This window comes from Mycobacterium sp. P2_H7, from assembly GCF_056403275.1.
Window position 1 is genome coordinate 470,227 of the sequence record NZ_JBFUFU010000009.1, and the last position, 20,891, is coordinate 491,117.

Genomic DNA, 20,891 nt, shown 5'->3' on the forward strand with positions numbered 1-20,891 from the left:
CCCCTCAGCCGGTTAAGTTCGATCAATGCTGATCATTGCGCTCGTCCTCGCCGTCATAGGCCTGGCCTCGTTGGTGGCCGCGGTCGTCACCAGCAATGAGATCATCGCCTGGGTGTGTATCGGCGCCAGCGTCATCGGTGTCCTGCTCCTCATCGTCGATGCGCTGCGGGACCGGTCACGACGGGACGCGCACGACCAGGACGACCAGGACGAGCCGATCGACGAGGTTGACGAGCCGGAAACGGTTGTCGTGCAGGACTATCCGGACGAACCGGCCGACGAGGAGATCGCGGCCGAGGAGACCTCGGCCGCGGAGGCGGAACCCGACGTCGAACCGGAACTGGTCCCGGACCCCGACGCCGAGCACACGATCGAGACCGAGCACAAGAACTAGGGCGGGGTCGCCAGCAGGCGCCGGACTTCGTCGTCATCCGTCTGCCGGAAGTCGTCGTACACCTGCCCGACCGCGCTGAAGTCGGCCGGTGTGCAGCAGCAGAACACCGCGTCGGCCTCGGTGCGCAGCGCCCGGCACGTCGATGCCGAACCGACCGGGACCGCCACCACCACCGCGGTGGGTGCGCCCGTCCGGACGGCGCGCACGGCGGCGAACATGCTCGCTCCGGTGGCCAGGCCGTCATCGACCAGGATCACGGTGCGGCCCTCGGTCGCCGGCGGCGGACGGTCGCCACGGTAAGCCCGCTCCCGCCGGTGCAATTCGGCGGTCTCCACGCGTATCGTTTCCTGAAGTTGATCCTCGCCGATCCCCAAGTTGTCCATCAGGTTCCGGTTGAGCACCAGACCCCCACCGGCGGCCAGTGCCCCCATGGCCAGTTCCGTCCAGTCCGGGACACCGAGCTTGCGTACCAGGAAGGTGTCCAGCGATGCGTTCAGATACGCGGCCACCTCCCACGCCACCGGCACTCCGCCGCGCGCCAGGCCAAGCACCAACAGATCGGTCCGGCCGCGATAGGACGCAAGTTGCCCGGCCAGGACGCGGCCGGCATCTCGGCGGTCGGCGAAGGTGCTCCGGCGAAGAACTTTTCTCATGGCATGGACTCGTGATCAGGGACACTTCGAGCGTACGACGGCTCACTGTCGGGTACCCGCACTCCGGAGGTGGCTAATCGCTCATGGGCATCGAATACGACAGTGTGGTAGACCATCCGCTGGACGACGTGTTTGCCTGGCACGCCCGCGCCGGCGCGATGCGGCGGCTGGTGCCACCGTGGCAACCGATGACGGTGGTCGCCGAGACGGGATCCCTGGCCGCGGGGCGGGCGGTCCTGGGCCTGCCGGGCGGGCTGCGCTGGGTGGCCCAGCACGACGCCGCAGCGTATGACCCGCCGCACCGCTTCGTCGACGCGCTGGACACCGAAGGCCCGCGGTCCTGGCCGGTCCGGGCGATCGGGCAGTGGCGGCACACCCACGAGTTCGACGCCGTAGGTCCCGGTGCGACCAGGGTGTCCGACCGGGTCGAGACGATCGTGCCCGCCGCGGCACTGCGGCCGATGTTCGTCTACCGGCACACGCAGCTCGCCGACGACTTGGCTGCCCACCGCGACGCCGCCGCCGCGGGACGTCTGACCGTCGCCATCACCGGGTCCAGCGGTCTGGTGGGTGCGGCGCTGGCCGCGTTCCTCAGTTCCGGTGGTCACCGGGTGGTCCTGCTGGTGCGCCGCGAGCCGGCCGGACCCTATGAGCGCCAATGGAATCCGGCCGACCCGCACCCCGACCTGCTGAGCGGCGTGGACGCCGTGGTCCACCTGGCCGGTGCCTCCATCGCGGGGCGCTTCACCGAAGGTCACCGCGCAGCGATCCGGGACAGCCGGATCGAACCGACCCGGGCGCTGGCCGAGCTTGCCGCGCGAACTGCCAACGGTCCCAAGACTTTCGTCAGCGCGTCGGCGATCGGCTTCTACGGATATGACCGCGGCGACACCGAGTTGGACGAAACCAGCAGCCGCGGTGACGGTTTCCTGGCCGACGTCGTCGCCGACTGGGAGGCCGCCACCGCACCCGCCGCGGCGGCCGGACTGCGGGTGGTCAATGTCCGCACCGGGGTGGTGCAGTCGTCGGCCGGCGGCACGCTGCGACTTCTGCGGCCGCTGTTCGCCGCAGGCCTGGGCGGTCGGCTCGGCAGTGGGGCGCAGTGGCTGTCCTGGATCGGTCTCGACGATCTGTTGGACGTCTACTACCGCGCTCTCTACGACGACCGGCTGACCGGACCGATCAATGCGGTGGCGCCCGCACCGGTCACCAACGCCGAGTACACCGCCGCGCTGGGGCACGTGCTGCACCGGCCGACGCTGTTGCCGGTGCCGTCCTTCGGCCCCCGGCTACTGCTGGGGGAGCAGGGCGTGCGTGAACTCGCCGAGGCCAACCAGCGGGTGTTGCCCGCCGCACTGCACGGCGTGGGGCACCGTTTCCGTCGGCCGGGTATCGAGCCGGCGCTGGCTCACGAACTGGGGCACGGCTGACGTGCCACGTGGGTGAGGAAGCCGCGCACCAGGCCCCGAACGCGTTCGGCTGCATCGTCTTTCAATTCCGCTGTCCGGGACAGGATGTCGTCGTGATCGAGGCCGTGCCCGATGACCTCGCCGTCGCGGTCGTCGGCCAGCCACCGGGACAGCAGCCGGTGGTCGATCTCGGGATGGAACTGCAGCGCCAGCGCACGGCCGAGCACGAATGCCTGTGACGCACGGGCCGTGCGGGCCACCTCGACGGCCCCCGGCGGCAGCGTCCACCGGTCGAAGTGCCACTCGAACCAGGGGCCGCCGGGCACCAGGTCGGGCCGGTCGGTGCTGACATCGGTCCAGCCGATCTCGGCGACGGGCGCCCGGGCGACCGTCCCGCCGAAGGCCTGCGCAATCAGCTGACCGCCGAAGCACACCCCGAGCACAGCCACCCCGGCCTCGGCGGCGTCGTGCAGCAGCGCGGTCTCCGCGCCCACCCACGTGCGCCGCAGCGCGTCGTCGTACACCGGCCAGCGGGCCCCCAGCGGGACGAGCACGTCGTAGTCGGCGGCCGACGGGAAGACGACATCCCGGGCGGGGTCGTCGACCCGCTCGGCAGGCACCACCTCGAAGGTGTGCACGTCGAAACCGTGCTCGGTGAACGCCTCGCCGAGTAGGGCCTCGGACGCGAGGTGTTCGTTGTAGAGGAACAGAACCTTGGGTGCCACGCACGCCATTATTTCGCGGGCGGCACGGGCGGCGCATCTTCGGGTGCGAGCTCGGCGCCGATCTTGCGGAACAGAGGTTCGGCTTCATTGCGATTGTCGCCCTGGTCATCGAAGGCGGCCTGGGCGAAGGTGACCGCGACGGCAATGGCGATCTTGCGCGCCGGCAGGTAGGCCTGCACGGCGGCGTACCCGGCGAACATCGGATTCTGCACCAGCCACTTGCCGGAAATCACGATGCCCAGCCCGTAGGTGTAGCCGTCGGTCATCTCGGCGCAGGTGGTGCAGCCGGGCTGCGTGTGGGTGGTGCCGCGCAGCCCGGTGGACACCATCTTTCGGTAGGAATCCGCGGACAGCAGCCGGCCCGACCCGATCCCGGCTGCGCTCGCCTCCAGGTCGTAGATGTTCGTGGTCTGGATCGCGCCGCGCGTGATGGTCCACGACGGGTCCCAGAACGTCGTCTCCTCGTAGAACGGGATGTTCGCCGGGATCTTCAGCGCGGCCCGGCGCTCGGAGCTGAACGCGTGCAGCACGGGCGCCGGGATGGCCGCTGTCTCGGCGTTGGCGGTATTGGTCAAGCCCAGCGGGCGAAGCACCTTGTCGGACAACAACGTCGCCATGTCGGTGCCGGTGGCCTTCTCCAGGGCCAGCCCGAGCAGCACGTAGTTGGTGTGAGCGTAATTCCAGTTGGTGCCCGGTTCGTACAGCAGCGGCTTGTGCACCGCGAAATCGAGCAGCTCCTGGGTTGTCCAGTGCCGGAACGGGTTCGCGTACAACGCGTCGTTCATGGCGGTGTTGCCGATGACGTAGTCCACGTAGCCCGAGGTCATCTGCGCCAGCTGGCCCAGGGTCACCCGATCGGAGTGCGGGGTGTCGGGTAGCCACGTGGACAGCTTGTCGTCGAGGGCGACCTTCTTCTCGTCGACGAGAATCAGCAGCAGTGTCGACACGTACGAGATGGCCACCGCGCCATTGCGGAAGTGCATGGCGGGGGTGGCCGGAACACCGGTCATCGACTCGCCGACGGCCTGGGTGAGCACTTCCTTGCCGTCGATGGTGACCCGCACGATCGCCGACCTCAGATGGGCCTGGGTCACCGTGTCACGGACGATGCGCATGATCGCGTCGGCCTCCGCGGTGACGGGGCTCGGAGTGGAGGTCCGGGTGGCCGGCGCACAGCCCGCCAGCATGAGCGCCAGCATCAGCACCAGGCCCCGCCGCAACACCGCCATGCGGTGGATCCTAGCGATTGTCAGGCAGCGTCGAACTCGATCGGCAACCGTGCGGGCCCGGCGATTCCGGTGAGCGGACGCCACGGCACCGGACCGGTGGTGTGCGCGTTCGGCATGGTTTGGGTGATGACGGTAAGGGCCTCTGCCAGTTCGATTCTGGCCAGGTGGGCACCCAGGCAGTAGTGCACGCCGCCCCCGAAGGTCAGCATGGCGGCCGGGCCCTCCCTGGTGATGTCGAGGCGCTCGGGATCGGGGTAGGCCGCGGGATCACGGTTGGCGGCTGCGGTATTGGCGACGACGAAGGTGCCGGCCGGGATGGTGTAGCCGGCCAGGTCGACGTCCTGGACTGCTTCCCGGATGGCGGCGAAAACCACGGGGGAGTGCCGCATCAGTTCTTCGACGGCCTGCGGGGCCAGTTCGGGGTGTGCCGCGAGAAGCGCCCACTGTGAGGGGTTTTCGCAGAGCGTCTGCACGGCGGCGGCCAACTGGTTGCGGGTGGTGTCGGTGCCGGCGATCAGCAGGCCGCCGGCCAGCATGAGCAGTTCGTCGTGGCTGAGCCGGTCGCCGTCGCATTCGGCGCGGATCAGGTCGGAGAGCAGATCGTCGGTCAGGTCATCGGTGCGCCCGCGGACCATCGTGTCGACGTAGTCGTCGAGTTCGTTCCACGCCCGCTCGACCACCGGCGCGTCATCGGCGAGGTTCCAGCTGAACATCTTGAAGATGTCATCGGCCCAGGAGGAGAACAGATTCCAGTCCTCGCGGGGTGCGCCCAGTAGCGCACAGATGATCGGGATCGGGTACTGGCGGGCGATGTCGGCGACCATGTCGCAGCGGCCGTCCTCGACATGGCCGACCAGTTCGCCCACCACGTCGCTGCATGTGATGCGTAGTCGGTCGGCCGCGCGCGGGGTGAACGCCCGGGCCACCAGGCGGCGCAGCCGATGATGGGCCGGTCCGTTGAGGCTCAGCAGGTTGGTGACGGCGCGCTCCCAGAGCGGGCCGGAGGTGATGCCCTGCGCCGACAGGAAAAGGCCTTCGGGCACGGCGAACCGATCGTCCCGCAGGACGGCGCGGACCAGCTCGTAGTCCAGGATTTCGGGGCCGTGCGGACCGATGGCGATGGGGGCACGGTCATGGGCATCGCGGATCGCGGCGTGTGCGGTGGCGCCGTCGGGCAGTTTCTCGTAATCCAACGCCGGTAGATCAGCATCTAAGACGTTCATGCCTCCAGCGTCGCGCCGTCCAGATGGGCCGGACTGCGTACCGGCATACCCGAATTTCTATCCGGCCTCGCGGTAACGGCGTTCGGGGCGGCCTGCGCCGTACTGCAGACGCAGTTCCAGCAGACCCGTGCCGAGGTAATGCTCCAGGTAGCGGCGGGCGCTCACCCGGGAGATGCCGACCAGGTCGGCGCATTCCGCGGCGGACACCTCCCCGGCCGTGTGGATGGCGTCGAGCACCAGCTGCCCGGTTTCGGTGCCCAGGCCCTTGGGCAGCACCGCCGCGGTGGCGGCCGTGGTGCCGCTGAACAGGGCGTCGATCATCGACTGGTCGGCGCCGCCGTCGGCGGCCAGCGCGTCGGCCCGCGCCGCGAAGGTGCCCAGTTTGGCGCGCAGCTGGTCGAACTCGAAGGGTTTGATCAGGTAGTCGGCCGCGCCACCGTCCAGCGCGCCGCGCACGGTGTCCAGCTCACGTGCCGCGGTGATCATGATGACGCCCACGCGGTCGCCGGCGGCGCGCAGCTGCTGCAGCACCGCGAGTCCGGACATGTCGGGCAGGTACACATCCAGCAGGATCAGCGCGGGCCGCAGTTCGGCCGCGGCGGCCAGCGCTTCCGCGCCGGTGCGGGCCACACCCACCGCCCGGAATCCATCGATCCGTTCGACGAAACGCCGGTGGATGTCGGCCACCATGAAATCGTCGTCGACGATCAGCACGTCACGCATGGGCCAGCCGCACCACGAAAGACGCACCGCCGTCGGGTCCGTCGGTGACCTCGACGTGGCCGCCGTGCTGTGTGGTGACCAGCCGGACCAGGGCCAGGCCGATACCGCGGCCGCCGGGGACGTCGGGTTTCGAGGTGACCCCCCGCGCGAACAGTGACTCCCGCAGATGCGGTGGCACACCGGGTCCCGAGTCTGTGACGGTGAGGGTCAGTCCGTCGGCGTCGTCCACGGCGACGCTCACCTCGGCGCGCGATGCGCCGACCGACGCGTCGACCGCGTTGTCGATCAGGTTGCCCAGCAGGGTGATCACGTCGGTGGCCAGTGCCGGAGCCAGCGGCCGCAACCGGCTGTCCGGGTCCAGCGTCAGGGTGACACCGTTCTCCGCGGCCAGCGATGTCTTGGCGATCAGCAGCGCGGCCACCGCCGGGTCGGAAACACGCCGTGTGACAGCATCATTGAGCTCGGCGCGGCGTCGGGTCAAGGTGCCCACCAGGTCGTGGACCGCGTCGTACTCGCCGAGCTGCACCAGCCCCGAGATGGTGTGCAACTGGTTGGCGAATTCGTGGGTCTGGGCGCGCAGCGTATCGGTGACGCTGCGGTGTGAGGACAGCTGTGCCTGCAGCGCAGCCAATTCGGTGCTGTCGCGCATGGTGGTGACGGTACCGATGTGCTGACCCTGGCTGCTGGCCGCGCGCCGGTTCAGGGCCAGCACATGCCTGCCGGTCGCGATGATCACGTCGTGTCCTTCCTCGCCGGACTTCAGGAAGTCGGCGACGGCGCCGCCCAGGCCGAGGTCGTCGACCCGGCGGCCGACGGCACCGGCGTCCAGGCCCAGCAGTTCCTGGGCGCTGTCGTTGAGCACCGTCACCTCACCGTCCGGATTCACCGCCACCACGCCCTCACGGATGCTGTGCAGCAACGCTTCCCGATGATCGGCCAGGCTCGCGATCTCGGTGATCTCCAGCCCGCGGGTGTGCCGTTTGATCCGGCGCGACAGCAGCCACGACGCCGCCAGCCCCAACACCGCGCCAAGCCCCAGATACAGCAGCAGCCGTTCGCCGGCACCGCCGAGCAGTTCCCACACCGTGGGGTAGCGCTCGCTGACCGAGACGATCGCCAGCGCCACACCGTCGGGCGCCAGGATCGGGACCTGCCCGATCAGGCTGCGGACGTCGTCGATGTCGCCGTCGCCGAACCAGGCCCGGCCCTCGTCGGCGCGGCTGGCCGACATATCGACGCGCTTGCCCACCCGGCCCGGATCCGAGGACACCCGCACCAGACCGTCGGGGTCCAGGATCTCGGCCAGCCCGGCGCCGGACAGGGCTACGGCGCGATCGACCTCCGGGGCCAGGACCTGCCGGACGAACGGATCGGCCCAACCGTGGTCGACGCGGTCCCGCACGATCGGGGTGGACGCCACGTTCTCCGCGACGGCGATCATCCGCTGGCCGCGGACGTCGCGGAATTCCCGGGTGGACTGCGCGACCGAGACCGCGGCCACCGCGATCAGCACGACCGCCACCACGAGCAGCTGGAACATCAGGAACTGGCCGGCCAGGCTGCGCCCGTGCAGGTGCCCCCGCGTGAACTTAACGACCACAACTTCCTTTGCGAACTCATGCGTGACCCACATCACTGTGCGGGTCCAGTATTGCTGAACATCACAGCGACGATGGGGGATGACCGTGCGTTCCAAGACGGGACTGGCCGTGCTGCTGGTGGTGGCGCTGCTGCTGACCGCATGCGGGGTGACCCGCGGCGAACAGGCCAACGGCCTGCACCGGCTGCGGATGATGGTGCCCAACAGCCCGGGCGGCGGGTATGACCTGACCGCCCGCACCGCGGTGAAGATCATGGAAGACACCGACATCACCGGGCGCGTCGAGGTGTTCAACGTCATCGGCGCCGGCGGCACCGTCGCCATGGCTCGCCTGATGAACGAAAAGGGCAACGGCGACCTCATGATGATGATGGGCCTCGGGGTCGTCGGCGCGGTGTACACCAACGGATCCTCGGCGCGCGCGTCGAACGCGACAGCGTTGGCCAAGATGGTCGAGGAGCAGGAAGGCATTCTGGTTCCGGCGAACTCGCCGTTCAAGACCGTGCAGGACATGGTCGCCGCGTGGAAGGCCGATCCCGCGAAGGTGACCATCGGTGGCGGATCCTCACCTGGCGGACCCGACCATCTGTTCCCGATGGAGACCGCTCGCGCGGTCGGGGTGGACCCTCGCAAGGTCAACTTCATCACTTACGACGGCGGCGGGGATCTGCTCACCGCACTGCTGGGCAAGAAGGTCGCCGTGGGCACCTCGGGGCTCGGCGAGTACGTCGATCAGATTGAGGCGGGCCAGGTTCGGGTGCTGGCGGTATCCGGGACGGAACGCGTAGAGGGGATCGATGCCCCGACGCTGACAGAGGCCGGCATCAACCTGACCTTCACCAACTGGCGCGGTGTCCTGGCACCACCGGGCATATCCGACGAGGCGAGGCAGGCGCTGGTCAAGGTGCTCGAACAGCTGCACGCCACCGACGCATGGAAGGAGGCCCTGGTGCGCAACGGATGGAGTGACGCGTTCCTGACCGGGGAGAAGTTCGAGCAGTTCCTGACGGATCAGGACCAGCGCGTGTCCTCGACGCTGACCGAACTGGGGTTGTTGTGAGTGCGCCCGAATCCGGTACCGGCCGGGTGGACAAGGCCCAGTATCTGGTGGTCGCGGTGCTCGTCGCCGTGGGTGGATTTCTGATCTACGACGCTCTCACCCTGCCCGGCGGCTACGCGCAGGTAGATCCGGTGGGGCCCAAGTTCTTTCCGATGGTGATCGGCGTCGTGTTGCTGGTGCTGGCGATCGTCCTGGGTATCGCGATACCGCGCGGCTCTGTCGGCGAGGCCGACGCGGGGGAGGACATCGACCCCGATATGCCGAGTGACTGGCGCACCGTCGGGCTTCTGGTGGCGCTGTTCGTGGCCACCATCGTGCTGGTCAAACCGCTGGGCTGGGTGATCACCGCCGGGCTGATGTTCGCCGGCGCGGCCACCGTGCTCGGCAGCAAGCACTACATCCGCAATCTGGTGATCGGCGGAGTGCTGTCCGTCGGCAGCTTCTACGCGTTCTACTCCGGGCTCGGAATCCCGCTGCCCGCAGGCATTCTGGACGGGATTCTGTAAATGGACAACTTCAATTGGCTCATGCAGGGGTTCGCCGAGGCGGCCACTCCGATGAATCTCCTGTATGCGGTGATCGGTGTGCTGTTGGGCACCGCAGTGGGTGTGCTGCCCGGTATCGGACCAGCCATGACGGTGGCCCTGCTGCTGCCGATCACCTACAACGTCAGTCCCAGTGCGGCGTTCATCATGTTTGCCGGCATCTTCTACGGCGGTATGTACGGCGGTTCGACCACCTCGATCCTGCTCAACACTCCCGGTGAATCCTCCTCGGTGATCACGGCCATCGAGGGCAACAAGATGGCCAAGGCCGGTCGCGCCGCGCAAGCGTTGGCCACCGCGGCCATCGGGTCGTTCGTCGCAGGCACCATCGGTACGATGCTTCTGGTGCTGTTCGCGCCCGCCGTGTCGCGGTTCGCGGTAACCCTCGGTGCGCCTTCATATCTGGCGATCATGCTGTTCGCCTTGGTGGCTGTGACCGCAGTGCTGGGCAGCTCGAAGCTGCGCGGTGCCATCTCACTTTTCCTGGGGCTGGCGATCGGCGTCGTCGGCATCGATTTCATGACCGGCCAGCCGCGGGCCACCTTCGGGTTGCCGTTGCTGTCCGACGGCATCGACATCGTGGTGATCGCCGTGGCGATCTTCGCCCTCGGTGAGGCGTTGTGGGTGGCTGCACATCTGCGCCGCCGGCCCGCCGACGTCATCCCGGTGGGCAGGCCCTGGATGAGCCGCGCCGATTGGAAACGGTCATGGAAGCCGTGGCTGCGCGGGACGGCGTACGGCTTCCCTTTCGGTGCACTGCCTGCCGGCGGTGCCGAATTGCCGACGTTCCTGAGCTACATCACCGAGAAGAAGCTGTCCAAGCATCCCGAGGAGTTCGGCAAGGGTGCCATCGAAGGTGTCGCCGGGCCGGAGGCGGCCAACAACGCCTCCGCCGCGGGCACTCTCGTGCCGATGTTGTCGTTGGGCCTACCCACCAACGCGACTGCCGCGGTGATGCTGACGGCGTTCGTGTCCTACGGGATTCAACCGGGTCCGACACTGTTCGACAAGGAACCGCTGCTGATCTGGACGCTGGTGGCCAGCCTGTTCATCGGTAACTTCTTGCTGCTGGTGCTGAACCTGCCGCTGGCGCCCTTGTGGGCCAAGCTGCTGCGTACCCCGCGTCCCTACCTGTATGCGGGCATCCTGTTCTTCGCCACCCTCGGTGCGTTCGCCGTGAACGTGCAGCCGCTCGACCTTGCTCTGCTGCTGGTGTTCGGTCTGCTCGGGTTGATGATGCGCCGGTTCGGTCTGCCGGTCCTGCCTTTGATCATCGGGGTGATCCTGGGACCGCGCATCGAGCGTCAGCTTCGCCAGAGCCTGCAACTCGGCGGCGGGGACTGGGGGAGTCTGTTCACCGAGCCGGTCGCAATCGTCACCTATGTCGTGATGATCGTGCTGTTGCTCGCGCCGCTGGTGCTGCGGCTGATGCATCGCAGCGAGGAGACGCTGCTGATTGTCGAAGACGATGCCGATCAGCAGGAGAAGGCTCTGAAGGAAGGCTCGGCGTCATGAGCACCGACGAGCGCTTGCGCGAGGAGAAGAAATGATCACCGACGAGCGCTTGCGCGAGGAGAAGAAATGATCGTCGTCGGCTACACCGAGGATCGGTTCGGCAGCGCTGCATTGGAACACGCGATTGCAGAGGCCCGACTGCGTAATACGGCGCTGCGGGTGATCAACTCCACCAAGGGCGACGCGCTCGCCGACCCGCAGTTCGCGCAGTCCGCAGAACTGGAAAGCCTGCATGATCGCCTCTCCGCTGCGGGGGTCACCTATGAGCTCGTACAGCCTGTCGGCGTCGACCCGGCGGAGGAACTGCTGGGTGCGATGGACAGCCCCGACGCCGAACTGCTCGTGATCGGCATCAAGCACCGCAGCCCCGTCGGCAAACTGCTGCTCGGTAGTGTGTCGCAGCAGTTGCTGCTGGAGTGCCTGAAGCCGGTTTTGGCCGTCAAACCGCCGCAATGAGCGCCTACATCCGCGTCAATTAGCGGTTTGGCTCACGGGTGCGCCGGGGTATCCGCCGGTCATGGTGGACACCCGTGGCGCGGCAGTCAAGGCACGCAACAACGATTGGTTCGAGCGCATCGCGCGCGGAGGCTTTGCGGCCAGCGGGGTGCTGCACCTGCTGTTGGCGTGGATCGTGCTCATGTTGGCCTTCGGTCAAGGCGGCAGCGCAGACCAATCCGGCGCGCTCGCAGCGCTTTCCGCGCAGACCGGCGGATCGGTCATGTTGTGGGTGGCGAGCGTCGGGTTGTTCGCTTTGGGGCTGTGGCATCTCGTGGAGGCCGTGGTCGAGTCCGAACTCAAGGACCGGGCCAAGGCTGCCGCCGTCGGCATCGTCAACTTCGCGTTGGCCTTCTCCGCCGCGAAGTTCGCCATGGGCAGCGGCCAGTCGAGCGGGCAACAGAACGCGGGACTGAGCGCGCAACTGATGCAGTCCGGCTGGGGGAGCGCGCTGCTGGTCATCGTGGCGCTGGTCGTCATCGGCGTCGGCGGCTACCACGTGTACAAGGGCGCCACGAAGCGCTTCCTGAAGGACCTGGACGACACCGGCGGTAGCGTCGTCACCCCGATGGGCATGGTCGGCTACATCGCGAAGGGTCTGGCCCTTGCAGGTGCGGGCGTGCTGGTGATCATTGCCACCATCACGTCAGATCCGTCGAAGGCGTCCGGCATCGATGCCGCGGTGAAGACCTTGGGCTCCGCGCCCTTCGGCAAGGTATTCCTGGTGCTGGCCGCCATGGGCATCGCGGCGTACGGCGCGTACAGCTTTGTGCGAAGTCGTCACGGCGACATGTGAACACCGCCGACGGCTGATCATGCCGCGGCTCCCGGTGGTGTTTCCGGGCGCTTTGTCCTGGCTTGGTTCTTGTCACCCATGATCTGTTCGGGGTGGTGATAGATGTTGGTGCGGGCTTGGCCGGTGTCCAAGGCTGTTGGTGGGATCCATTCGACGGTCCCGTCGGGGTGGATGACGGTTTTCCAGCCTTTTTCGGTGACGTAGCGGTTGTGCGGGCCGCAGGCGGGCACCATGTGTTCGATATCGGTGCGCCCACCTTTGGCGAAGTCTTGTTTTGCGTGGTGGGCCTGGCAACCGTAGGCGGGGACCCGGCAGCCGGGGAACGTGCACCCCCGATGCTTGTAGGTCAACACCAGGCGCTGATCGGGGCTCGCGCAGCGGCGGGTCCGCCCGAAATGCAGGGGTCGGCCGGTCACGTCGTCGAACACCGTCAAACACCACCAGGCGTGCGAGGCCATCCGGATCACATCCCGCATCGGGACCCGCGACCCGCCCGCGGTGACTGCCTGCCCGGTCACCGCTGCGAACTCGGCCACCCTCGCCCCGAGCACCACCGTCACCGGCAACCCGTTGTGTTGGCCCAGCTCCCCGGAGGCCAGGGCGTTGCGGGCGATCGTTATGAGCGCGTCGTGCTGGCGCTGGCCCCGCGTGCGGGTATCCGTGTCGATTGCTTCCTGCGACGGGGTGCCTCTGGTGCACGGGTTCTCATCCTCGGGGTTGCACATCCCGGGGGCGGCCAGCTTGCCGAACACCGGTTCCAGATACGCCCGCCCCTCCGGGGTCAGGGTCCCGTGGAAATCGCTGTTGCCGTCCTCGTCTTGGGGACCCAGGACAAACGTGCGCCGCTCCTCACGGCGCGCCGCGGCCTCGTCATCATTGGGTTCGGGCCCGTCCGGGTCGAGAACCTCCAGTAGGTGTTTGGCCAACGCACGCAGCGTGCCCGGATCGTGCACCGCCGCGAAACCGGCCAGGCGGGCCTCGGCATCGGCGCGGGTCGGCTCATCCACCCCCACCGGCAACTTGCGCATCGTCTTGAGAATGATCCGGACATGCTCACCGGTGATGTCCCCGCGGGCTTGGGCGGACGAGGTCGCTGGATACAGCGGCTCCAGCGGCTCACCGGTCACGCTGCGCCGCGGGGCGAGCACCTCACCGTCGGCCAGTCGCCGGCCTGCTTCGGCTTCCGAGAGCCGTAACCGGATGCCCAAGGCGTCGCGCCAGGTGCGGGCCCCCAGATCAGCCGGGCCCGCTTGGGTTTTGATCGCGGCCATCACCCGATGCTGGATAGCCGGGATCTGCCGGAACACCCGCTCCAACGCTGTCTGCACATCCAACAATTCAGTGACAGTGGCGTCGTCGAACCCAGCGGTGGACAGTTCGTCCATCACCGCGACCAGATCAACGACACCTTCCACCCTTCGAACACTAGTACGAACAACCGACAAGAACCGCAGTTATCCACAGCCCCCCGAAACCATCAACAGATCACGAAATAGGCCTTGACAGAACCGAATTCACGGTTTGCGGCCGAAGTGCCGGAGGCGCGTCGGATCTGATCTGCTGTGTGCCCTCGACGGGACGCCGATCTCTGGCATCCTGAACCCATGACCGATCAGCCGCCCTACGGTGTCGACCCGGGCAGCATCCCGCCGCCTCCGCCCGGGGGACCGCAGTACCCGCCGCAGTACCCGCCCCCGGCCTACCCGGGCGCCTATTACGACCCGATGGCGCCCTACGGCAGGCACCCGCTGACCGGCGAGCCGTTCTCGGACAAGTCCAAGGTGGTCGCCGGCCTGCTGCAGCTCCTCGGGCTGTTCGGCCTGGTGGGCATCGGACGCATGTATCTGGGGTACACCGGCCTGGGCATCGCCCAACTGCTGGTCGGGCTCGTCACCTGCGGTCTCGGTGCGGTCATCTGGGGCATCATCGACGCCATCATGTTGCTCACCGACAAGGTCCGCGACCCGCAGGGCCGCCCCCTGCGTGATGGAACTTAAGACCGCGCACTACGGCGTCCTCGGCACCGGCGCGGTGCTGGCGGGCAGCCTTGCCTATATCGGCCTCGCGGACCCGCACCGGCCGGGATTCCTGTTTCCGGGCTGCCCGTTCAAGATGCTGACGGGCTTCGACTGCCCGGCGTGCGGCGGCCTGCGGATGACCCATGACATGCTCACCGGCAATGTCGGCGCCGCGGTGGTCGACAACATCTTTCTGCTCGTCGGTTTACCAGTGTTGTTCACGTGGCTGGTGGTGCGGTGGCGGCGCGGTCAGAAGCTGATGCCGACCGCGGCCACCGTGACCGTCATCGCCGCAGTGGCCCTCTGGACCGTGGTGCGTAACTGGCCGGGGTTCCCGCTGGTCCCTACGTTTATCAGTGGGTAGACACGTGTCTGCGCTGATACACTGACCTTTCGGGCCGACGCAGTCCCTCGACATCATTTCGAATACTGCGGAGGTAACCCCGTTGCTGTTCTCGGCACTTCCCAAAGCACAAGGCCTCTACGACCCGGACAATGAGTCCGATTCCTGCGGCGTCGCCATGATCGCCGACATCCAGGGACGTCGGACCCACGGCATCGTCGCGGACGGCCTCACCGCTTTGGAGCATCTCGAACACCGCGGCGCCGCCGGGGCCGAACCCAACAGTGGTGACGGCGCAGGCATCCTGCTGCAGCTGCCGGTCGAACTGCTCACCGCGGTGGTCGATTTCGCGTTGCCCGCACCGAATGCGAACGGGGAGAACACCTTCGCCGCCGGGATCTGCTTCCTGCCGCAGGATCCGATCCAGCGATCGGCCGCCCGCGAGCACATCGAGGCCTTGGCCGCCGAGGAAGGCCTCGATGTGCTCGGCTGGCGCGAGGTGCCGGTCGACCCGGCCGGCGCCGAGGTCGGTTCAACGGCGGTCAGTTGCATGCCCTACATGGCGCAGTTGTTCGTAACGGCTCCGGAGCGTGCGGGCAGCCGGATCGGCGGCCTGGATCTGGATCGGCGGGTCTATCCGCTGCGTAAACGGGCCGAGGATGCGGAAGTCTATTTCCCGTCGCTGTCCAGCCGCACCATCGCCTACAAGGGCATGCTCACGACAATGCAACTGCCGCAGTTCTTTCCGGACCTGCGCGACGAGCGCTGTCGAAGTGCCATCGCCATCGTGCACAGCCGTTTCTCCACCAACACCTTCCCGTCGTGGCCACTGGCGCACCCGTTCCGCTTCGTCGCCCACAACGGTGAGATCAACACCGTGCGCGGCAACCGCAACCGGATGCACGCCCGCGAGGCCAAGCTGGACAGCGCCCTCATTCCCGGTGACCTGAGCCGGCTTTCGCCCATCTGCTCCCGCGACGGGTCGGACTCCGCCTCGTTCGACCAGGTGCTGGAACTGCTGCACCTGGGCGGGCGCAGCCTGCCGCATGCCGTGCTGATGATGATCCCGGAGGCATGGGAGAACAACACCACGATGAGCCCGCAGCGGCGGGCCTTCTGGCAATTCCACGCATCATTGATGGAGCCCTGGGACGGGCCGGCGTGCGTCACCTTCACCGACGGCACGGTCGTCGGTGCGGTGCTGGACCGCAACGGATTGCGGCCCGGACGGTGGTGGCGCACCATGGACGACCGCATCATCCTGGCCAGCGAGAGCGGCGTGCTCGACATTCCCAGCGGCGAGGTCGTCGCCAAGGGCCGCTTGGAGCCCGGCAAGATGTTCCTCATCGACACGGCCGCCGGCCGCATCGTGTCCGACGACGAGATCAAGGACCAACTGGCCTCGTCCGAGGCGTACGACGAATGGCTGCACGCCGGTCTGCTCGACCTCGCCACACTGCCGGATCGTGCTCGCGTGCAGCCGAACCACGAGTCCGTGGTGCGCCGGCAGGTGTCCTTCGGGTACACCGAGGAAGAGCTGCGCATCCTGCTCACCCCGATGGCCGCTTCCGGTGGCGAACCGCTCGGCTCGATGGGCACCGACACCCCGACGGCGGTTCTCTCGCAACGGTCCCGGTTGCTCTACGACTACTTCGTCGAACTCTTCGCCCAGGTGACCAACCCGCCCCTGGATGCCATCCGCGAGGCGGTGGTCACCTCGATGGGACGGGTCATGGGCCCCGAACAGAACCTGCTGGAGCCGACCGCGGCCTCGGTGCGCCAGATCATGTTGGCCTGGCCGGTGCTCGACAACGACGAGCTCAGCAAGATCGTGCACATCAACGACGACGGTGAGCAGCCCGGCCTGCGCACCGCGGTGCTGCGGGCCCTCTACGACGTCGAACGCGGTGGCGAAGGCCTGGCCGAGGCGCTGGAGGACCTGCGGGCCCGGGCCTGTGAGGCCATCGCGAAAGGTGCCCGCACACTGGTCATCTCGGATCGCGACTCCGATCACACCAAGGCGCCCATCCCGTCCCTGCTGGCGGTTTCGGCGGTGCACCACCATCTGGTCCGCACCAAGGAACGCACCAGCGTCGCCCTGGTGGTGGAAAGCGGTGACGCCCGCGAAGTGCACCACATCGCCATGCTCATCGGCTTCGGCGCCGCGGCGGTCAACCCCTACCTGGCCTTTGAATCCATCGAGGACCTGATCCGCGAGGGCGAGCTGACCGGCATCGAGCCGGGCACCGCGGTGCGCAACTACCTCAAGGCGCTGGGCAAGGGCGTCATGAAGGTGATGAGCAAGATGGGCATCTCGACCGTCGCGTCCTACACCGGTGCGCAGGCGTTCGAGGCCATCGGCATCAACCGCGACATCATCGACGAGTACTTCGCGGGCACCCCCAGCCAGCTCGGTGGGGTCGGCCTGGACGTGCTCGCCGAGGAGGTCAAGCTGCGGCACCGCCGGGCCTACCCGGAGAACCCCACCGAGCGGGTGCACCGCCGGCTCGAGGTGGGTGGCGAATACGCCTTCCGCCGGGAAGGAGAGCTGCACCTGTTCACCCCGGAAGTGGTGTTCCTGCTGCAGCATTCGACCCGCACCGCCCGCCGCGACATCTTCGCCCAGTACTCCGACGAAGTGAACCGGCTCAACCGCGAGGGCGGTGCGCTGCGCGGGTTGTTCGAGTTCAAGCAGGGCGTCCGGCCGCCGGTCGCGCTGGAGGACGTCGAACCCGTCGACTCGATCGTGGCCCGGTTCAACACCGGGGCGATGAGCTACGGCTCGATCTCCGCCGAGGCGCACGAGACCATGGCCATCGCCATGAACAGCATCGGCGGGCGGTCCAACAGTGGCGAGGGAGGTGAAGACGTCGACCGGCTGTACGACCCGAAGCGGCGCAGTGCCGTCAAGCAGGTGGCGTCGGGCCGGTTCGGTGTCACCAGCGACTACCTGGTGAACGCCACCGACATCCAGATCAAGATGGCTCAGGGAGCCAAACCCGGTGAGGGCGGGCAGCTTCCGGGCTACAAGGTGTACCCGAACGTCGCCAAGACCCGGCACTCCACGCCGGGCGTGGGTCTCATCTCGCCGCCGCCGCACCACGACATCTACTCGATCGAGGATCTGGCGCAGCTGATCCACGACCTGAAGAACGCCAACGACCAGGCCCGCATCCACGTGAAGCTGGTCAGTTCGGTCGGCGTCGGCACCGTCGCCGCCGGCGTCTCCAAGGCGCACGCCGACGTCGTGCTCATCTCCGGCTATGACGGCGGCACCGGCGCGGCGCCGTTGACCAGCCTCAAGCATGCGGGCGCACCGTGGGAGATCGGCCTGGCCGACACCCAGCAGACGTTGGTGCTCAACGGTTTACGCGACCGCATCACCGTGCAGTGCGACGGTGGTATGCGGACCGCGCGCGACGTCATGGTGGCGGCTCTGCTCGGGGCCGAGGAATACGGGTTCGCGACGGCGCCGCTGGTGGTCGCGGGCTGCATCATGATGCGGGTGTGTCACCTAGACACCTGCCCGGTGGGGGTGGCCACGCAGAACCCCGAACTGCGGGCCCGCTTCAATGGCAAGCCGGAATTCGTGGAGAACTTCTTCCGCTTCATCGCCGAGGACATCCGGTCCTACCTCGCCGAACTCGGATTCCACAGCCTCGACGAGGCGATCGGCCGGGTCGAGGTCCTCGACACCGCGCAGGGCGTCGCGCACTGGAAGAGCGAAGGGCTGGACCTCAGCCCCATCTTCGCCCAGCCGACCGATGCGCACGGCGCCAAGCTGACGCAGCGCCGCCGGTTGCGGGATCAGGACCACGGATTGGATCAGGCGCTCGACCGGACCTTGATCCAGTTGGCCGAGGGAGCGCTGGAGGATGCCCACCCGGTTCGGCTGGAACTGCCGGTGCGCAACGTCAACCGCACCGTCGGCACCCTGCTCGGCGCCGAGGTCACGCGGCGCTACGGCGCCACCGGCCTGCCCGACGACACCATCCACGTCACCCTGACCGGGTCGGCGGGACAGTCGATCGGCGCGTTCCTGCCACCGGGGATCACCCTGGAGCTCGTCGGCGACGCCAACGACTATGTGGGTAAGGGCCTTTCCGGTGGGCGGGTGATCGTCCGGCCGCCCGACGACGTGCTGTTCCTGCCCGAGGACAACGTCATCGCCGGTAACACCCTGGTGTTCGGCGCCACCTCGGGTGAGGTGTTCCTGCGCGGCCGGGCCGGGGAACGGTTCTGCGCCCGCAACTCCGGTGCGCTGGCCGTCGTGGAGGGCGTCGGTGACCACGCCTGCGAGTACATGACCGGCGGCCGCGTGGTGGTGCTGGGCGACACCGGCCGCAACATGGCGGCGGGGATGTCCGGCGGCATCGCCTTCGTGCTGGGCCTGGACCCGGCGAAGGTGAACACCGAGATGGTCGAACTGCAGGGCCTCGAACCCGAGGATCTGGTGTGGCTGCACGACGTCGTCGCGCGGCACGCCCAGTTCACCGACAGCACCGTGGCCCGGTCGCTGCTCTCGGACTGGCCCCGCCGCAGCGCCCAGTTCACCAAGGTCATGCCGACCGACTACCAGCGGGTCCTGCAGGCCACCCGGATGGCGAAAGCCGAAGGGCGCGACGTGGACACCGCGATCATGGAGGCTAGCCGTGGCTGATCCCACCGGATTCCTGAAGGTCACCAAGGTGGAGGCGGCCAAGCGCGCCGTCGACGAACGCGTCGGGGACTGGCACGAGGTCTACGAATCACAGGAACCGCACCAGCGCACCGCCGAGGTCTCCCAGCAGGCACGGCGCTGTATGGACTGCGGTATCCCGTTCTGCCACTCCGGAACTGCGGGTTGTCCACTGGGCAACCTCATCCCGGAATGGAACGACCTGGTGCGCCGTGGCCGATGGGATGCCGCCAGTGACCGGCTGCACGCCACCAACAACTTCCCGGAGTTCACCGGCCGGTTGTGTCCGGCGCCGTGCGAGGCGGCCTGCGTGCTGTCCATCGCCGACGAACAGACCGGCGGCAGCGTCACCATCAAGCGCATCGAGCAGACCATCGTCGACCAGGCGTGGCTGGCGGGCACCGTGGAACCGCAGCCCTCGGCCATCTCCACCGGCAAGAGTGTCGCCGTGGTCGGGTCGGGACCCGCGGGTCTTGCTGCGGCACAACAACTCACCCGGGCCGGGCACCACGTCACCGTCTACGAGCGCGACGACCGCATCGGTGGCCTCATGCGCTACGGCATCCCCGAGTACAAGCTGGAGAAGGCGACGCTCAATCAGCGGCTGAGCCAGATGCAGGCCGAGGGAACGCGTTTCGTCACCGACTGTGAGGTGGGCGTCGACCTCACGATCGAGCGGCTGCGCGAACAGTACGACGCCGTGGTGCTGGCGGTGGGGGCATTGCGTGCCCGCGACAACGACGTCGAGGGCCGTCACCTCAACGGTGTGCACCTGGCGATGGAGCACCTGGTGCCGGCCAACAAGGAATGCGAGGGCGATGGCGCCTCGGAGCTGTCCGCGGCGGGCAAGCATGTGGTGATCATCGGTGGCGGTGACACCGGAGCGGACTGCCTGGGCACTGCGCACCGGCAGGGCGCGGTCTCGGTCACCCAACTCGACTACAACCCGGAACCGCCCGGACTGCGTGACGAGAGCCTGAGCCCGTGGCCCACGTGGCCGTTGGTGCTGCGGACTTCGCCCGCGCACGCCGAGGGCGGCGCGCGACGGTTCGAAGTCGCCGTCCAGCGCTTCGTGGACGACGGTCGCGGCAACGTCCGCGCGATGGAGATCGCCGAGGTCAAGGTCGAACGCGACGCCAACGGGCGCCGGGTCATCACCCCGGTCGGCGAGCCGCTGGAGATCCCATGCGATCTCGCGCTGCTGGCGATCGGCTTCGAGGGCGTCGAGCACATGGCCCTACTGGGCGGGCTGGACCTGGCGCTGACCAGGCGCGGCACCGTCTCGTGTGGCTCGGACTGGCAGACCGATGCGCCAGGGGTGTTCGTCTGCGGTGACGCCCATCGCGGCGCCTCGCTGGTCGTGTGGGCGATCGCGGAGGGGCGCAGCGCGGCGCACGCCGTCGACGCGTTCCTGATGGGGGAGTCGGATCTGCCCGCGCCGGTGCGGCCGGGAACCCTGCCACTGGCCGTTGTGTGAGGACGTCG

At 68.0% G+C, this 20,891-nt stretch carries 18 protein-coding genes; 11 read left to right on the forward strand and 7 right to left on the reverse strand.

All coding sequences use genetic code 11. The features are described from left to right. The first annotated feature begins 25 nt into the window (after positions 1-25). Complete coding sequence (locus tag AC1DY7_RS14450; protein ID WP_477494356.1) at positions 26-394, forward strand: DUF308 domain-containing protein; 369 nt, start codon at positions 26-28, stop codon at positions 392-394. Here AC1DY7_RS14450 and AC1DY7_RS14455 read toward each other — a convergent pair. Beyond that, positions 391-1,047 (reverse strand): phosphoribosyltransferase, encoded by a 657-nt coding sequence (locus AC1DY7_RS14455; RefSeq protein WP_477494357.1) that lies wholly within the window; start codon positions 1,045-1,047, stop codon positions 391-393. The two genes, AC1DY7_RS14450 and AC1DY7_RS14455, sit on opposite strands and share 4 nt — an antisense overlap. A gap of 83 nt (positions 1,048-1,130) precedes the next feature. Between AC1DY7_RS14455 and AC1DY7_RS14460 the strand changes: the two genes are divergently transcribed. Continuing rightward, positions 1,131-2,477, forward strand: coding sequence for a TIGR01777 family oxidoreductase (locus AC1DY7_RS14460; protein WP_477494358.1), 1,347 nt, complete (start codon positions 1,131-1,133; stop codon positions 2,475-2,477). Here AC1DY7_RS14460 and AC1DY7_RS14465 read toward each other — a convergent pair. Genes AC1DY7_RS14465 through AC1DY7_RS14485 form a run of 5 tightly spaced genes read right to left on the reverse strand, consistent with a single transcriptional unit; the run spans position 2,456 to position 7,896 of the window. Beyond that, on the reverse strand, positions 2,456-3,190 hold the full coding sequence (locus tag AC1DY7_RS14465; protein WP_477494359.1) for a type 1 glutamine amidotransferase: 735 nt from the start codon (positions 3,188-3,190) through the stop codon (positions 2,456-2,458). The two genes, AC1DY7_RS14460 and AC1DY7_RS14465, sit on opposite strands and share 22 nt — an antisense overlap. Then, positions 3,190-4,410 carry a serine hydrolase domain-containing protein gene (locus tag AC1DY7_RS14470; RefSeq protein WP_477494360.1) on the reverse strand — a complete coding sequence of 407 codons (1,221 nt, stop codon included), beginning with the start codon at positions 4,408-4,410 and terminating at the stop codon, positions 3,190-3,192. The genes AC1DY7_RS14465 and AC1DY7_RS14470 overlap by 1 nt, the downstream gene beginning before the upstream one ends. Positions 4,411-4,430: 20 nt before the next feature. Continuing rightward, entirely contained in the window at positions 4,431-5,633 is a 1,203-nt protein-coding gene (locus tag AC1DY7_RS14475; RefSeq protein ID WP_477494361.1) for a cytochrome P450, read from the reverse strand. 57 nt (positions 5,634-5,690) lie between these two features. Further along, entirely contained in the window at positions 5,691-6,356 is a 666-nt protein-coding gene (locus AC1DY7_RS14480; protein ID WP_477494362.1) for a response regulator, read from the reverse strand. After that, positions 6,349-7,896, reverse strand: coding sequence for a sensor histidine kinase (locus tag AC1DY7_RS14485; RefSeq protein WP_477494529.1), 1,548 nt, complete (start codon positions 7,894-7,896; stop codon positions 6,349-6,351). Before AC1DY7_RS14485 ends, AC1DY7_RS14480 begins: the two co-directional genes overlap by 8 nt. A 139-nt stretch (positions 7,897-8,035) precedes the next feature. On the opposite strand from AC1DY7_RS14485, the gene AC1DY7_RS14490 reads away from it, so the two are divergent. The 5 genes from AC1DY7_RS14490 (at position 8,036) to AC1DY7_RS14510 (ending at position 12,367) form a co-directional block, all read left to right on the forward strand. Continuing rightward, positions 8,036-9,016, forward strand: coding sequence for a Bug family tripartite tricarboxylate transporter substrate binding protein (locus tag AC1DY7_RS14490; protein ID WP_477494363.1), 981 nt, complete (start codon positions 8,036-8,038; stop codon positions 9,014-9,016). Beyond that, complete coding sequence (locus AC1DY7_RS14495; protein ID WP_477494364.1) at positions 9,013-9,522, forward strand: tripartite tricarboxylate transporter TctB family protein; 510 nt, start codon at positions 9,013-9,015, stop codon at positions 9,520-9,522. Before AC1DY7_RS14490 ends, AC1DY7_RS14495 begins: the two co-directional genes overlap by 4 nt. Further along, a complete protein-coding gene (locus AC1DY7_RS14500; RefSeq protein WP_477494365.1) occupies positions 9,523-11,076 on the forward strand; it encodes a tripartite tricarboxylate transporter permease in 1,554 nt (517 codons plus the stop codon). 66 nt (positions 11,077-11,142) lie between these two features. Then, a complete protein-coding gene (locus AC1DY7_RS14505) occupies positions 11,143-11,532 on the forward strand; it encodes a universal stress protein (RefSeq protein WP_477494366.1) in 390 nt (129 codons plus the stop codon). Between the two features lie 61 nt (positions 11,533-11,593). Further along, on the forward strand, positions 11,594-12,367 hold the full coding sequence (locus AC1DY7_RS14510) for a DUF1206 domain-containing protein (RefSeq protein ID WP_477494367.1): 774 nt from the start codon (positions 11,594-11,596) through the stop codon (positions 12,365-12,367). 17 nt (positions 12,368-12,384) lie between these two features. On the opposite strand, the gene AC1DY7_RS14515 is transcribed toward AC1DY7_RS14510, so the two are convergent. Beyond that, entirely contained in the window at positions 12,385-13,782 is a 1,398-nt protein-coding gene (locus AC1DY7_RS14515; RefSeq protein ID WP_477494368.1) for an HNH endonuclease signature motif containing protein, read from the reverse strand. A gap of 189 nt (positions 13,783-13,971) precedes the next feature. Between AC1DY7_RS14515 and AC1DY7_RS14520 the strand changes: the two genes are divergently transcribed. From AC1DY7_RS14520 to AC1DY7_RS14535, 4 genes are all read left to right on the forward strand, one after another. Continuing rightward, positions 13,972-14,364 carry an NINE protein gene (locus AC1DY7_RS14520; protein ID WP_477494369.1) on the forward strand — a complete coding sequence of 131 codons (393 nt, stop codon included), beginning with the start codon at positions 13,972-13,974 and terminating at the stop codon, positions 14,362-14,364. After that, entirely contained in the window at positions 14,354-14,749 is a 396-nt protein-coding gene (locus AC1DY7_RS14525; RefSeq protein ID WP_477494370.1) for a DUF2752 domain-containing protein, read from the forward strand. The genes AC1DY7_RS14520 and AC1DY7_RS14525 overlap by 11 nt, the downstream gene beginning before the upstream one ends. 82 nt (positions 14,750-14,831) lie before the next feature. Continuing rightward, positions 14,832-19,388: a glutamate synthase large subunit gene (gltB, locus tag AC1DY7_RS14530; protein WP_477494371.1), complete on the forward strand. Its 4,557-nt coding sequence runs from the start codon at positions 14,832-14,834 to the stop codon at positions 19,386-19,388. Continuing rightward, a complete protein-coding gene (locus tag AC1DY7_RS14535; RefSeq protein WP_477494372.1) occupies positions 19,381-20,883 on the forward strand; it encodes a glutamate synthase subunit beta in 1,503 nt (500 codons plus the stop codon). Before gltB ends, AC1DY7_RS14535 begins: the two co-directional genes overlap by 8 nt. Positions 20,884-20,891 lie beyond the last annotated feature (8 nt).